The 15475-nt window shown below is 58.5% G+C and carries 10 protein-coding genes and 1 tRNA gene; 1 reads left to right on the forward strand and 10 read right to left on the reverse strand.

Features of this window, described 5'->3' with window-relative positions; genetic code table 11:
- Positions 1-104 precede the first annotated feature (104 nt).
- Positions 105-1700: a LysM peptidoglycan-binding domain-containing protein gene (locus tag N645_RS0104005; RefSeq protein WP_024460225.1), complete on the forward strand. Its 1596-nt coding sequence runs from the start codon at positions 105-107 to the stop codon at positions 1698-1700.
- A gap of 103 nt (positions 1701-1803) precedes the next feature.
- Here N645_RS0104005 and N645_RS0104010 read toward each other — a convergent pair whose 3' ends face one another.
- From N645_RS0104010 to fadB, 10 genes are all read right to left on the reverse strand, one after another.
- Positions 1804-3669 carry a SurA N-terminal domain-containing protein gene (locus N645_RS0104010; protein ID WP_024460226.1) on the reverse strand — a complete coding sequence of 622 codons (1866 nt, stop codon included), beginning with the start codon at positions 3667-3669 and terminating at the stop codon, positions 1804-1806.
- 249 nt (positions 3670-3918) lie between these two features.
- Positions 3919-4191, reverse strand: a complete 273-nt coding sequence (locus N645_RS0104015; protein WP_024460227.1) for an HU family DNA-binding protein — start codon at positions 4189-4191, stop codon at positions 3919-3921.
- A gap of 375 nt (positions 4192-4566) precedes the next feature.
- Positions 4567-6987, reverse strand: a complete 2421-nt coding sequence (gene lon / locus N645_RS0104020) for an endopeptidase La (RefSeq protein WP_024460228.1) — start codon at positions 6985-6987, stop codon at positions 4567-4569.
- Positions 6988-7154: 167 nt separating this feature from the next.
- Positions 7155-8444, reverse strand: a complete 1290-nt coding sequence (clpX, locus tag N645_RS0104025; protein WP_024460229.1) for an ATP-dependent Clp protease ATP-binding subunit ClpX — start codon at positions 8442-8444, stop codon at positions 7155-7157.
- 146 nt (positions 8445-8590) lie between these two features.
- Positions 8591-9226, reverse strand: coding sequence for an ATP-dependent Clp endopeptidase proteolytic subunit ClpP (gene clpP / locus N645_RS0104030; protein WP_024460230.1), 636 nt, complete (start codon positions 9224-9226; stop codon positions 8591-8593).
- 161 nt (positions 9227-9387) lie between these two features.
- On the reverse strand, positions 9388-10701 hold the full coding sequence (gene tig, locus N645_RS0104035; protein ID WP_024460231.1) for a trigger factor: 1314 nt from the start codon (positions 10699-10701) through the stop codon (positions 9388-9390).
- A 71-nt stretch (positions 10702-10772) separates the two neighbouring features.
- A tRNA-Leu gene (locus N645_RS0104040) sits at positions 10773-10857 on the reverse strand.
- Between the two features lie 157 nt (positions 10858-11014).
- On the reverse strand, positions 11015-12034 hold the full coding sequence (locus N645_RS0104045; protein WP_193744947.1) for a TraB/GumN family protein: 1020 nt from the start codon (positions 12032-12034) through the stop codon (positions 11015-11017).
- Positions 12035-12121: 87 nt separating this feature from the next.
- The gene (gene fadA / locus N645_RS0104050) at positions 12122-13300 is read right to left on the reverse strand and encodes an acetyl-CoA C-acyltransferase FadA (RefSeq protein ID WP_024460233.1); all 1179 of its coding nucleotides are present in this window, start codon (positions 13298-13300) and stop codon (positions 12122-12124) included.
- The gene (gene fadB, locus N645_RS0104055) at positions 13297-15471 is read right to left on the reverse strand and encodes a fatty acid oxidation complex subunit alpha FadB (protein ID WP_024460234.1); all 2175 of its coding nucleotides are present in this window, start codon (positions 15469-15471) and stop codon (positions 13297-13299) included. Before fadB ends, fadA begins: the two co-directional genes overlap by 4 nt.
- Between the last annotated feature and the right edge of the window lie 4 nt (positions 15472-15475).

The raw sequence follows: 15475 nt of genomic DNA on the forward strand, positions 1-15475 counted from the left end.
TCCGTGCGTTCCTTGACGCCCCCGATGAGAGTCCCTAGAATCGCGAAAATCCGCGCCTGGCGAACGACGTCTGGCATCACGTGTCACCAGTACTTCGGTAACCCATGAATCGACTCAAGCGCCCTCTCGCCCTGGCCGTCAGCCTGATCAGCCTCGGTGGCTGCCAGACCCTGACCCCCTCTGAACCGTCCAAAACCGCGGACCAGAACCACCTGGTCATCGACGAATCGCTCTGCACCCTGGATCGGGAGCAACAGGCCCAATTCCTGGTGTCGGATGAGGGCAACCTCTGGCCGCGCCTGAGAGACGGCTACGGACTTCCCGATGTCGATCACCCACGAATCGACACCTACGTGGACTGGTACGCCCGTCACCCACATTACATGGAGCGGGTCATCGAGCGGGGCCAGCGCTTCCTCCACCACATTGCCAACGAGCTGGAAGCCGAGGACATGCCGCTTGAGCTGGCGCTGCTACCCATCGTTGAAAGCGCCTTTGACCCCTTTGCCTATTCCCACGGCCGGGCCTCCGGCATCTGGCAATTTGTCCCCGCCACCGGCCGCCAGTACGGCCTCAAACAGAACTGGTGGTACGACGGACGCCGGGATGTGGTCGCCTCCACCGACGCCGCCATTCGCTACCTGAAGTACCTCAACGAGCTGTTTGACGGCGACTGGTTGCTTGCCCTGGCGTCCTATAACACTGGCCAGGGTAATGTCATGCGCCGAATCCGCAGCAACGAGCGACGCGGCAAGCCAACCGACTTCTGGTCCCTGAACCTGCCCAGGGAAACCCGGGCCTATGTGCCCCAATTATTGGCCCTTGCCAGAGTGATTGGCGAGCCCGAAAAGTACAATCTTGCCCTCAACCCCGTCCCGGACGAGCCCTACTTTCGGATCGTGGATGTGGAGTCACAGATCGACCTTGCGCAGGCCGCCGAGCTGGCCGAACTGGAGCTGGACGAGCTCTACCTCCTGAACGCCGGCTACAATCGCTGGGCCACGGATCCGGACGGCCCCCACCGGCTGTTGATCCCGGTCCAGCATGAAGAGACCTTCCGCGCCAACCTGGCCAGCATTCCCACCCGCGAGCGCGTGGGCTGGGATCGCTACCGTGTCGTCAGTGGCGACTCGTTGATCACCATCGCCCGCCGCTATCGCACCAGCGTTGACACCATCAAAAGCGTCAACCAGTTGAACAGCAATATCATCCGGGCCGGTCAGACCCTGATGATCCCCACGGCCAAGCATCCAGCAAACCGCTACGCTTTCAGCGCCGATCAACGGCGGCAGCGGACCCAGAACCGCTCTCAGGGCAGCGAAGGAAGCTCCAGGGTCGACTACAAGGTTCGCCCGGGCGACAGCTTCTGGACCATTGCAAAGCGCCACGGCATCACCGTAGGGGCGTTGACCAACTGGAACGGCATGGCACCGGGCGACACTCTGATGCCGGGTCAGACGCTGGTAATCTGGACCGAACAGGAAGGCATGACCAGCAGCGCCCAGAGCGATCGCCGTTCCGTCGTGCGAAAGGTGCATTACCGGGTGAGAAAGGGGGACTCGATCGCTCGCATCGCCAACCGCTTCAATCTGTCGGTCCAGGATATTCTGCGTTGGAACACGGTATCCGCATCCAGCTACATTCATCCGGGACAATCCCTGACGCTGTTTGTGGACGTGACCAACAACGCTTCGTTCTGATTACTCCCCGGAGTTACAGGCATAAAAAACCGCCGATTGAAGGCGGTTTTTTTATGCCTATGAGGCGCGGACCAGAAGGTCCGCCACTCTGACTGTCAGCCCATCAACGCTCGACGGTGATCTCCTGACGCAACTGCTCGCGATACGCCAGATATTCCTGCTGCCCCTTCATCTGCGCCAGGTTGCGTTGCAGCGACTGCTGTTCCTCTTCACTCAGATCACTCCACTGACCATTCTGCACCTGGGTCAGCCTTACAACGGCATAGCCATTGCGTACCGATACACCACTGATCACAGGCTCGCCAGAGGGCTTGGGTAGTGAAAACACATGCCGGACCAGCGCGCGATCCAGATCGTTTGCACGGCGCTCGACATCCTCCGCCGTCTGAACCTCAAGCCCGGCTTCATCCGCCACCGTTGAAAGTGCTTCGCCAGATGCTACTGCCTCACGCAGTGCTTCACCGCGCTCCGCCAGCAAAGACTGGATCCGCTCATTGCGCAACTGCCGGACAATCTGTTCGCGCACTTCCTCCAGGGGCTTGATGTAGGCCTCCTGGTAGTCGGTCTTCTTGATCACCACGACCCGATCGTTTGCCAACTCGATCAGATCACTGCTGTTTTCACGCTCGAGGACTTCTTCCGAAAATGCCGCCTCGACAACGGTGGTCTCACCGGCAACGCCTGGGCCACCGTTGCGTCCGAACAGACCGGTGTTTTCCAGGGGCAGTTTCAACTCATCCGCGACAGATTCCAGGCTATCGGCGTTGTAGGACAGCTCGCTCAGTCGCTCCATCAGGGTGACGAATTCATTTTCCGCTTCGACCCGCTTGAGCTGCTGCGCAATGCGTTCCCGAGCATCTTCAAACGTGGTTACTTCTGAACCCCGCTGCTCGGTCACCGTGATCAGGTGAACCCCGGCTTCGGTTTCAACCGGAGCCGACACTTCGCCAACCTCGAGTGACTCAACGGCGGCCATAAAGGCTTCGGGCAGGCCCTCACCGGAAACAAAGCCCAGATCGCCACCCTGCCCGCTGGAGCCTAGGTCTTCAGAGTATTGTTCGGCCAGCTCTGCAAACGAGGCACCCTCTTCAAGTGCACTCTGCACCTCGGCAACCCGCTCGTCACTCGCGTCTTCAAACAGGATGTGGGCAACGCGACGTTCCGCCTCCTGCCCTTCCTGAGCCGCCTGGTTCTGCTCGAACTGGTCGCGTAGCGTCTGCTCATCAATCTCTATGCCCGCCATCAGATTGGCAACGCTCAGATCAATATAATCAACGGCCACCTGCTCGGGCTGACGGAACTGGCTCTGGTTACTCTGGTAATACGCCTCGATGTCACTGTCCGTCACCTCGACCTGGTCCGCGACCTGATCGCGGCTCAGAATGGCATACTGGAAATCGCGACTCTGGAAGTTCAAAGCGGCAAACCGCTCCAGCTCAGCGGGCGTCACAAAGCCACTGGCGGCGACACCGGAAGACAGCTGATTCAGCAACAGTTCCTGGCGCAGCAGAGCCTTATACTGGGCCGGCGTATAGCCCATGGAGCGCAGCACCTGCTGGTAGCGGTTCGGATCGAACTGACCACTGTCACCCGCGAACTGCGGGAAACTCAAGATCAACTGATCCAGCGTACTTTCGCTGACCGCCATCCCCTGCTTGCGGGCGTGCTGAATCAGCACCTTGCGCTGGACCAGCGCTTCAATGGCCGGCTCACGCAGACGTTCATCGCTGACAAATTCGGACGGAACGGAGTCGCCATACTGATTGAGAATCTGCTGGCGCTGGCGATAGATCTCCCGAGCCACCTCATTTTCGGTAATGGACTCACCGTCAACGGAAACCACTTCGCCGGAGCGGCTGGAACCCGAAAACAGCGCCTCGGCACCGGACAAAGCGAAAATGATCACCAGGAAGCCGACCAGAATACCGGCTACCACACCTTTGGAGTTGTCGCGAATCGTCTGCAGCATTGTCTGCTCCTAGTCATAAACCCGTTGGGACGATCGATTCCAACGCGCTTTCTTATCATCTTGCTCAAACCAGGGGCCGAGCGAGTCGATCTGGTTGAATAAAGAAAAGGCGCACCTCTAGGGATGCGCCTCTTCATACTGCCGGGTCAGCTCTCTCTGATTTCTGGAGCGATCACTCAACTCGCTGAAACCAAACTATGAACGTTCCCGGCAATCACCGAAAACGCGCACAGGGCGCGTCAAAAACGCTTAGTTGACCGCGTCTTTCAGTGCCTTACCCGCTTTAAAACTGGGCACCTTGGCAGCGGCGATCTGGATCTCGGCGCCGGTCTGTGGGTTGCGGCCGGTGCGCGCGGCACGCTCTTTCACAGCGAAGGTACCAAAACCGACCAGAACAACCTGATCGCCCTTCTGCAGAGCACCAGTAATGTTGTCAACCATTGCGTCGAGCGCACGGCCGGCAGCAGCTTTAGGAATATCCGCAGATGCGGCGATGGCTTCAATCAGCTCGGATTTGTTCACACTTAACCCCTTTTGATTATTTGCTTCAGAAATCGATGGCGCAGGTTACTGTTCAAAATCAATCCCCGACCATTCAATGTCGGCTCATGACCCGCTCAGGTTAGTACCCGTTCAGGCAAACACCATTGGCCTGAACGGTGAGTTGGCCAGGACAGCAAATCGCCCCGTGCCGCCTGCTTGGCGAATGAACTGCGATTTATACCAAGTGAGGTCAGGCGGGTCAAGAAGACAATGTTCGCTTTGTGCGATTACTTCAAGGATTGAACGTTATTTGACCAAACCTGACCCGAACCGGGCGTCAACGCCCTGTTTTGTTACCCGGATACCAGCCCGAAGGCTGGTCCGGTTGTTACCGTTGGAAACTTCCTTTTCGCCTCAGTGGGTGCTGATACGGTTACCGCAATCATCCTGCTGAGCCTTTTTTTCCAGCGCCTGATACTCTTCATCAGACAGCGGCTTGGGCATGGACTGCAACGCAATCTGCAACACATCGTCGATCCACTGCACCGGTTTGATGGTCAGATCTTCTTTGATGTTGTCGGGAATTTCCTTCAGATCACGTTCATTTTCCTGCGGAATAATAACCGTCTTGATACCGCCACGATGCGCCGCAAGAAGCTTTTCTTTCAGGCCACCAATCCGCAGCACTTCCCCGCGCAGGGTGATTTCACCGGTCATCGCCACATCCGCCCGCACAGGGATACTGGTCAACACCGAGACCAATGCGGTGCACATCGCAATACCGGCACTGGGGCCGTCTTTCGGGGTTGCCCCTTCCGGAACGTGAATGTGGACATCCATTTTTTCGTGGTAGTCGGGCGCAATTCCCAGCACCTGGGCGCGGGAACGAACTACGGTGAGGGCCGCCTGAATGGATTCCTGCATGACATCGCCGAGGGAACCCGTTTTGATGACCCGCCCCTTGCCTTTGACTGCCGACGACTCGATCGTGAGCAACTCACCACCGACCTGGGTCCAGGCCAGACCGGTCACCTGGCCGATCTGGTTTTTATCTTCAGCTCGACCAAAGTCAAACTTCCGAACCCCCAGATAATCTTCCAGGACCGCCGAATCAACCACATCCTCGCGCACGGTCTTGTCCTTCACATGGCGGGTGACCACTTTACGGCACACCTTGGCGATTTCCCGCTCCAGACCACGCACGCCGGCTTCGCGAGTGTAGTACCTGACGATGTCGCGAATGGCTTCATCGGCAATGGTCAACTCGCCTTCTTTGAGGCCATTGGTCTTCATCTGTTTCGGAATCAGGTAACGAAGCGCAATGTTGAGCTTCTCATCCTCGGTGTACCCCGGAATCCGGATAACCTCCATACGGTCCAGGAGCGGGCCGGGAATGTTCATCGAGTTGGAGGTGCAGACGAACATGACATCCGACAGATCGTAATCCACTTCCAGGTAATGATCGTTGAAGTGATTGTTCTGTTCCGGGTCCAACACCTCCAGCAGTGCCGAGGCCGGATCACCCCGGTTATCCATCCCCATCTTGTCGACTTCGTCCAACAGGAAGAGCGGATTTTTTACCCCGACCTTCGCCATTTTCTGCACCAGTTTGCCGGGCAGAGAACCGATATAGGTCCGGCGGTGACCGCGAATTTCCGCTTCGTCTCGCACGCCACCCAGCGCCATCCGGATGAACTTGCGATTGGTGGCCCGGGCGATGGATTCACCCAGGGAGGTTTTACCCACACCGGGCGGACCAACCAGACACAGGATCGGGCCTTTGATTTTGTTGACCCGCTTCTGGACCGCCAGATATTCAAGAATGCGCTCCTTGACCTCTTCGAGGCCAAAGTGGTCTTTCTCCAGCACATCCTCAGCCCGCTGCAGGTCGTGACGGACTTTGCTGCGTTTTTTCCAGGGTACCTTCAGCATCCAGTCGATATAGGCGCGCAGCACCGAGGCTTCCGCCGACATCGGGGACATCATGCGCAACTTGTTGAGCTCGGCACGGGTTTTTTCCTCGGCTTCCTTGGGCATACCCACTTGCTCGATTTTCTTTTCGAGCTCGTCGATTTCATTGCCCTCATCCCCCATGTCGCCAAGCTCTTTCTGAATGGCTTTCATCTGCTCATTCAGGTAATACTCGCGCTGGCTTTTTTCCATCTGCTGTTTGACGCGCCCGCGGATTTTTTTCTCGACCTGAAACAGATCGATTTCCGCCTCCATCAAACCCAGCAGGTGTTCGATGCGCTCGCGCACCGAGACCATTTCCAGAATCGCCTGCTTCTGCCCCAGCTCAAGGGTCATGTGCGCCGCCACGGTATCGGCCAGGCGACCGGGCTCGTCAATGCCACTGAGTGAAGTCATCACTTCCGAGGGTACTTTCTTACTCAGAGTGACGTATTGTTCAAACTGATTGATGGTGGAATTGATCAGGGCATCCGCCTGGTGCCCCGTCAGGGTTTCCTCTTCCAGCAGGTTCACTCTGGCGCGGAAATGTTTATCAATGACTTCGACATTTTCGATCGCGGCACGCTCACCGCCTTCCACCAGCACTTTCACCGTGCCGTCAGGCAGCTTCAGAAGCTGCAGAATCGTGGCAACGGTACCGACGCCGTACAGGTCCTCTGCCTTGGGGTCATCGTCACCAGGATTTTTCTGGGCTACCAGTAATACTTGTTTGTCGCTGGACATGGCGCTTTCCAGCGCCTCGATGGACTTGTCACGGCCCACGAACAGGGGAATCACCATGTGGGGATACACCACAACGTCACGCAGCGGCAACAGCGGAATATCACTGACTTGGGTGGGAATGGGCTTGTCTTGTTGATCCATCTGGGTCGGTCCTCATAGTGGAAGGCCAGAAACTGCTTGTCGCCAAAGGGCGACACACTAAAAGATTGGGGGCTACCCCGCCGGATTACAAGTTTTTGACGGTAAAAAACCGCAAAGAGCGCCCATAAGGCGCTCTTTGCGGTTCAACCACGATACTGCAACCGCGTTCAGTCGCCCTTGGCTACCTTCGCTGGCGCCTCGCTCTGCTCATAGACCAGCAGGGGTTCCGACTCGCCTTTGATAACAGACTCATCGACAATGACTTTCACGACACCTTCTTCGGAAGGAATCTTGTACATGGTATCCAGCAGCACCGCCTCCATAATGGAGCGCAGCCCACGAGCACCGGTCTTGCGGTCCATGGCTTTCTGGGCCACCGCCTCAAGCGCGTCGCGGCGGAAATCAATGTCGACCCCTTCCATTTCAAACAGTCGCTGGTACTGCTTGGTCAGGGAGTTCTTGGGTTCGGTCAGAATCTCAACCAACGCCTCTTTATCGAGCTCATCGAGGGTGGCAATGACCGGCAGGCGGCCGACGAACTCGGGAATCAGACCGTACTGAACCAGGTCCTCGGGCTCGAGCTGATGCAGGATTTCGCCAAACTTGCGCTTGTCGTCCTTGCTTTTGACTTCCGCCCCAAAACCGATACCGCCTTTCTCGGAGCGGTCGCGAATAACCTTGTCCAACCCGGCAAAGGCACCGCCGCAGATGAACAGGATATTTTTGGTGTCTACCTGCAGGAATTCCTGCTGAGGATGCTTGCGCCCACCCTGCGGCGGCACGGAAGCCACGGTGCCTTCAATCAGCTTGAGCAGCGCCTGCTGGACGCCCTCCCCTGACACATCACGGGTGATGGAGGGGTTGTCTGATTTGCGGGAAATCTTGTCGATTTCATCGATGTAGACAATACCCTGCTGGGCCTTGTCGACGTCGTAATCACACTTCTGCAACAGCTTCTGAATGATGTTTTCGACGTCTTCGCCCACGTAACCCGCTTCGGTCAACGTGGTCGCATCCGCAATGGTGAAGGGTACATCGAGAAGGCGTGCCAGGGTTTCAGCCAGCAGGGTTTTACCGCTACCGGTCGGCCCCACCAACAGAATATTACTCTTGCCAAGCTCGATCGGGTCCTTGCCTTTGTCGCCAACCCGAAGACGCTTGTAGTGGTTGTACACCGCCACGGCCAATACTTTCTTGGCACGCTTCTGGCCAATGACGTACTCATCCAGAATCGACGAGATTTCGCTCGGCGTGGGCAGGTGTTCAGAGGGGCCTTCAGCGGCCGCTTCCTGAATCTCCTCGCGGATGATGTCATTACACAGATCGACACACTCGTCGCAGATGAACACCGAGGGACCGGCGATCAGCTTGCGCACTTCGTGCTGGCTCTTACCGCAGAACGAGCAATACAGCAGTTTGCCGTTCTTGTCGCCACTGTCTTTGGTGTGATCGGTCATTAAACCACTCCGTCTTAAACGCTTATAGGGGTAAAGATGCAACCTTTTACCCGGAATTTCAAGCTGGATTCGCCGGTTTGGCCTCCAGACTCAATGAAGTATACGCACCGGGCCCCGTTTGGATGCCCGGGCGTGCTGGCGTCAGATTATTCAGCGCCTCCGCGGCGGCTGACCACACTGTCCACCAGACCGTATTCGACCGACTTCTGGGCACTCATGAAGTTGTCCCGCTCGGTGTCCAGCGCAATTTTCTCCACCGACTGGCCGGTGTGATAGGCCATCAGCTCATTCAGACGCTCGCGGATACTCAGAATCTCCCGAGCCTGAATGTGGATGTCCGACGCCTGACCCTGGGCTCCACCACTGGGCTGGTGAATCATGACCCGGGAGTTGGGCAGACAGAACCGCTTGCCCTTGGCGCCGGCGGTCAGCAGGAATGCGCCCATGCTGCACGCCTGGCCGATGCACATGGTGCTGACATCGGGCTTGATGAACTGCATGGTGTCATAAATGGCCATACCGGCGGTCACCGAGCCACCGGGAGAGTTGATGTAGAGGTGAATATCCTTGTCGGGGTTCTCGGCTTCCAGGAACAGAAGCTGAGCCACCACCAGGTTCGCCATATAGTCTTCGACCTGTCCCACCAGAAAGATCACCCGCTCTTTGAGCAGGCGGGAATAGATATCGTAGGAGCGCTCTCCACGGGCGGTCTGCTCCACCACCATGGGAATCAAGCCGGATGCCATAACGTCAGGTACCTGTTTGGAGAATTCGTTCGACATAAAAACCGTATGTCCTTCTATTGACTACCGCGGCTCGACTGGACGGAACCGCTGAAAATGGTAGGGAAAGCTTAACCTGAGAAACGCTGATATGCCAGCATAAGGAGACTTCGGCGGGGAGAATGGCCACAAACTGTCCAGTTTGTGGCCATTTTGTACAATTATTGCTGCTTTTGACGGGTAACGATGTCGTCGTAACTGCTGGACTCATCGGTCACTTTGGCTTTATCCAGGATAAAGTCCACCACCTGATCTTCCAGGGCCGCCGACTCAACACTGGACAGCAACTGACGGTTCTCGTAGTAGTAATTGACGACCGCCTCGGGCTCCTCGTACGTAGAGGCCAGCTCTTCCACCATTTCACGGACGCGATCGGCATCCACTTTGATCTGGTTTTCCTTGACGATTTCACCCACGACCAAGCCCAGGGCGACGCGGCGCTCCGCATCTTCCTGGAACATGGTGTCCGGGAGCAGAGATTTGACGTCAAAGTTCTGCTGCTGACCACCGAAGCGCTGCATCATCTGCTGACGCAGGGTTTCGATTTCACTGCTGACCAGAGCCTTGGGCAGGTCGGGCTTATGGGTTTCCAGCAGCGCGTCCATGACCTGGTTCTTGGTCTTGGCCTTGATGGCGTTCTTTAGCTCGCGGGCCATATTGGCCTTCACTTCCTTGCGGAACTGAGGCTTACCGCCCTTCTCGACGCCGAACTTGGCGTAGAAATCTTTATCCAGCTCGGGCAGCTCTTTCTCGGAAACGCTGTTGACGGTCACCTTGAACTCAACCGCGGCGCCGCGCAGCTCTTCCGCCTGATAGTCTTCCGGAAAAGTCAGTTCGAGGGTTTTCTCGTCACCGGCCTTCAGGCCAACCAAGCCGTCTTCAAAGCCGGGAATCATGGAGCCGGAACCCAGCACCAGATTCTGTCCTTCCGCACTGCCACCTTCGAAGGCTTCACCATCGCGGGTACCGACGAAATCGATATTGACCTGGTCGCCGTCTTGGGCGGCCCGATCCACTTCTTTCCAGCTGGCCTGGTGCTCACGCAGCACGTCGATCATGTTGTCGACATCTTCAGCGGTTACATCCGCCTTGTAGCGAGTCACTTCAATTTTGGAGAAGTCGCCCAGCTCAACGGAGGGGTACACCTCAAAGGTGGCCACATACTCCAGGTCCTTACCCTCTTCGAACTGCTTGGGCTCGATGGACGGCTGACCCGCAGGCTTGACGTCTTCTTTACGCACGGCTTCATAGAAGCTGCGGTTGATGACATCACCCAGCACTTCCTGACGAACACCGTCGCCATAGCGCTGCTTGACCACTTTCATGGGTACTTTGCCCTTGCGGAAGCCGTTGATACGAATGTTCTTGGCAGCCTGCTGCAAGCGCTTCTGCACTTCGCTATCGACTTCTGCGGCGGGGACTCCCACCGTCAGGCGACGTTCCAGACCGGACGTTGTCTCTATGGAAACCTGCATTCTCTTCCTCTATACGCTATTCGCATCGGGGGGCCAATGCCGTTAAGGGTAACTCATGAATGATCTTAAATTGGTGCGGTCGGAGAGACTCGAACTCTCACACCTCTCGGCACCAGAACCTAAATCTGGCGTGTCTACCAATTCCACCACGACCGCTTTCACTGCCGACGCACCTGGCTTGCGGCGCGACAGGCAAACTTCACAGAACCGCCAAGCCACTGATTTTTATGAATTTTTAACAAAAATCAGCCCTTCGGCCGGCGTGAAGGCAGGAGATTGTGCCACAAGCCCCGGAAGGGTTCAATAAGCGCGCTCAGAGCTGCTCGATGCGGTAACCCGCCTGGCGGAGGTTATCGACCAGACCATCGGGACCAATCAGGTGACCAATACCGACCACCAGAAATACCCGTTGCTGGGCGGAGAGGTAGGATTCCACAGCACTGGCCATGGCTTCATTGCGGGTTTTGAACACTCGCTGATAGAGGGTGCGACTGAAATGATCCTCGCGATCAAACGCCCCGAGGATGACCGACTCCAGGTCCGAGCGATCCCCTTCCCGCCAGGCCCGCGCCATTCTCCGCAACTGCGGCCCGGTGGCCTCGAGGTCCTCCAGAGTATGCTCCAGAAAAGCGCTCTGCTCCACTTCGGTCATACCGGCAAACAGGGACAATTGCTGCTCCAGGGTTTCAAGAGGCTCTACCGGCTTGTCCCCCCGGGCCAGATCGAGAAAGTAGCGGTCGACGCCCTGCCCGGCTCGGTAATCGCTGCGCGCCACCTGAAGGTTGACCAGTTGCAGCGCCGCCAACCAGGGGCGCAGATGCACAATAGACTCGGTCTGCAGGCCCAGCCGCTGACTGGCTTGGCTCAGTTGCTCCCAAAGTGCCGGCGCGATGCGTTCGGACAGTTGCACGCCGGACGGATAACGCCCCATTCGCGCCAGGGTGGCGTGCATACGGTCGGGGCCGACCTGGGAGACATCGAGTTCAACGGCGAGCAGATCCGAGTCGCGGTAGGCATCGAGCACTTTATCGGGGAGGGGAAAAAAACTGTCATCGCCGAAGTGCAGCGCTCCGAAGAGGTACACGGGCTCCGGCTGGTCCGGGTGCTGAACCCGCCACAAGAGTGGGCGTGACGGAGCCTCAACCATGGCCTGTGGGAGCACATCGGAAAGGGCGTCCTGAATGCGGACACTCTCGGCCTGCAGCGCTCCCGACCAGAGCGTCGCGACGAACAGGAGCGATAGCGACGCCACGGCACTCCGCAGCCCTTCGAAGAAGGGACGGGCGTCGCTCAGCCTGTTCGCGGGCGCCAGAGCACCGAATCTATTGACCACCAAACGCACTCCGCCGTCATCAGAGAGTCACAATGACGACGGAGTCTAGCAGAACCTGCACGAAAATCGACCCCTTTGAAAGGGCGCTCAGTTGATTCGCTCAATCACGGTGCTGATGCCCTGCCCCAGACCGATGCACATGGTGGCCACGCCCAGGGTCATATCCTGCTCCGCCATGGCGGTGAGCAGGGAGCCGGTAATACGGGTCCCGGAGCAGCCAAACGGGTGCCCCAGGGCGATGGCACCACCGTTGAGGTTCACCCGCTGATCCATATCGTCCAGCAGCTGAAGATCCTTGAGCACGGGCAGCGCCTGAGCGGCGAACGCTTCATTGAGCTCCACGCACTCCACGTCTTCCATGGTCAGATTGGCGCTGTCCAGCGCCTTTTGGGTGGCGGGAACCGGCCCGTACCCCATGATGGAAGGGTCCACGCCCGCCAATCCCATGGACACCACCCGGGCCAGCGGCTTGAGCCCCAGAGCCTGGGCCCGCTCCGCGGACATGACCACCATGGCCGAGGCGCCGTCGGAGAGTTGCGACGAAGTGCCAGCCGTGACCTGACCATTCTTGGGATCGAACACCGGGCGCAACTGCGCCAGCCCCTCCACGGTGGTGTCCGGACGAATCGTCTCGTCTTCCGCCACCATGATCGGAAAGCCCTCTTCAGTGTGCCCCGCCACGGGGACAATTTCCCGGGCAAAGCTTCCGCGCGCCCGTGCGGCCGCCGCCCGCTGATGCGAGCGGGCGCCAAACTCATCCATCTGCGAGCGGGTGATGCCGTGAAGGCGCGCCAGGTATTCGGCGGTAACGCCCATATTTCCCGCCGCCTTGGCCACCGACAGCCCCAACAGGGGGTTCGGATCAATGGCTTCGTACATCGGCAGGTGCCCCAAGTGCTCTACCCCACCAATCAGGTAAACATCCCCCAGGCCGGCGCGTATATTGGCGGTCGCGGTGTGCAGTGCCGCCATGGAAGAACCACACAGACGATTGACGGTTTGCGCCGGTACCGAGTGAGGCAGACCGGCCCGCAGCCAGATATTCCGGGCAATATTGAAAGCCTGTTCTTCACGCTGCAGCACACAGCCCCAGATGAAGTCATAGACCGATGCCGGCTCCAGGGCCGGGTTGCGGGACAAGAGCGCCTGAATCAGGCTGGCGGATATGTCATCCGCCCGACTGAAGCGGAAACAGCCGTTTTTGGACCGGCCCATGGCGCTGCGGGCGTAATCGACAATAACCGCGTCTCGGTGATGCAAGGTCATTGGGCACCTCCCTGAGAGGGAACAACAGGATAGAAAGGCTCGCCGCTCTCGATTCGGCGCAAAAGCCCATCGGGTAGATGGTACAGCGGGGTCAGGTCAGCCCAGGGTTCCGCCATGGCGCGGAAAGCGTCGAGGCCAACGGCATCGACCCAGCGCAGCGGTCCGCCACGAAAGGGAGGGAAGCCGGTTCCGTACACCATGGCCATATCGGCTTCGGCGGGCGAGGCGACAATCCCCTCATCCAGGCAACGAACCAGCTCGGTGACCATCGGCACCATCATTCGGGCCACAATGGCTTCATCCGACAGGTCGGTATTGTCCATCGGCTCCAGAGACTCCCGGGCCTGGGAGCTCGACTGTTTTTGCGGCCGCCCTTTGCGATCGTCACTGTAATCGTAAAAACCGCCCGCGTTTTTCTGCCCCAGCCGTCCGCTGTCAAACAGCACTTCGGTACAGGAGGTAAAATCGCGCTGCAGTCGATCCGGATAGGCCTCGGCCATCACCTGTTCGGCGTGAATGGCCGTATCCAGCCCCACCACATCCAGCAGATAGGCGGGCCCCATCGGCCAACCCCAGCGCTCCATGACCCGATCAATCCGCTCGTAATCGACGCCGTCGCGCACCAGCAGCGCGAAACCCGCGAAATAGGGGAACAGCACGCGATTGACCAGAAAACCCGGACAATCATTGACCACAACGGGCTTTTTGCCCAACTGATTGGCATAGGCGACCGTTCGGGCAATGGCCCGATCGGAGGTTTTCTCGCCCCGAATGATCTCCACTAATGGCATGGCATGCACGGGATTGAAAAAGTGCATCCCGCAGAAATTCTCTGGCCGGCTCAGTGCTTCGGCCAGCGTGGTAATGGAAATGGTCGATGTATTCGAGGCCAGGATGGTGGACTCGGCCACCGCCCGCTCCGTTTCGGCGAGCACCGACTGTTTGACTTTGGTGTTTTCCACGACCGCTTCGACCACCATATCCACATCGTCGAATCCGTCATACCCCAGCGTCGACTCGATCCGATTCAGCGCCTCGCCCATGGCACTGGCGGTCATGCGACCTTTCTCGACACGCTTGACCAACAGCCGGTTGGCTTCTTCCAGCCCCTGCTCCAGGCCTTTGCGGGCGATGTCTTTCATTTTGATCGGCACCCCCTTGAGCGCCGACTGATACGCAATGCCGCCGCCCATGATCCCGGCACCCAGAACCGCCGCCCTCGATACGCCCTGTTTGTCCTCGGCCTGCCAGCGCTTGGCGTTTCGGGCCAGCAACTGATCATTGATAAAGATACCCACCAGAGCCTGGGCCACGGTTGTCGTCGCCAGGCGGGCAAAGGTGTCGGCCTCAATGGCGAGGGCCGCCTCACGGCCCTCGCCCGCCGCCTGCTCCATCACCTCAATGGCCGCCACTGGCGCCGGGTAGTGACGGCCGGCCTGGGCGGCCACCACCGCTTTGGCTGACTCAAACGCCATGGCGGCTTCAATCCGGTTGTGCTTTAGAGGCGCGGTTTTGGCGGCTCGACGGGCGGCATAGTCAAACCGACCCTCATGACATTCTTTCAGGACGTGCAAGCCCGCTTCACGCAGTTTGGAAATCTCCACCAAGGCGTCCACCACACCGGCTTTCAGCGCGGCCTTGCCATCCCACTGACGGCCACTGGCAATCCACTCTGCGGCGGTATCCACGCCTGCCAGCCGGGGCAAACGGACCGTGCCGCCCCACCCGGGGATAATGCCCAACTGGGTTTCGGGAAGTCCGATCCGGGCCGTGGGCGTCATTACCCGGTAATCGCAGGCCAGACACAGCTCCAGGCCTCCGCCCAACGCATAGCCGTCAATCGTGATCGCCACGGGGATCGGAAGATCTTCGAGGCGATTGAAGTTGCGGTTATTACTCGCCAGATAATCCTTCACGGCCTGCTCACCGGAGGCAAAAAACCCTTGGAACTCGCCGATATCCGCGCCGACCATCAGTGCCGGCTTGGCGCTACTGATCAACAGCCCTCTCAACTCGGAGGGCTTCGCCGCGGCAAGCGCATCGAGCGCTTCGCTCAATTCAACAACGGTCTGCCGGCCGAATTTGTTGACCGACTCACCTTGCAGATCGAACACCAGCTCGGCGATACCGTCATCGAGCATGGCAAGCTTCAATGTGTGTCCCTGATACATACCT

This window comes from Marinimicrobium sp. LS-A18 (genome assembly GCF_000463525.1).
In the GTDB taxonomy this organism is placed as follows: domain Bacteria; phylum Pseudomonadota; class Gammaproteobacteria; order Pseudomonadales; family Cellvibrionaceae; genus Marinimicrobium; species Marinimicrobium koreense.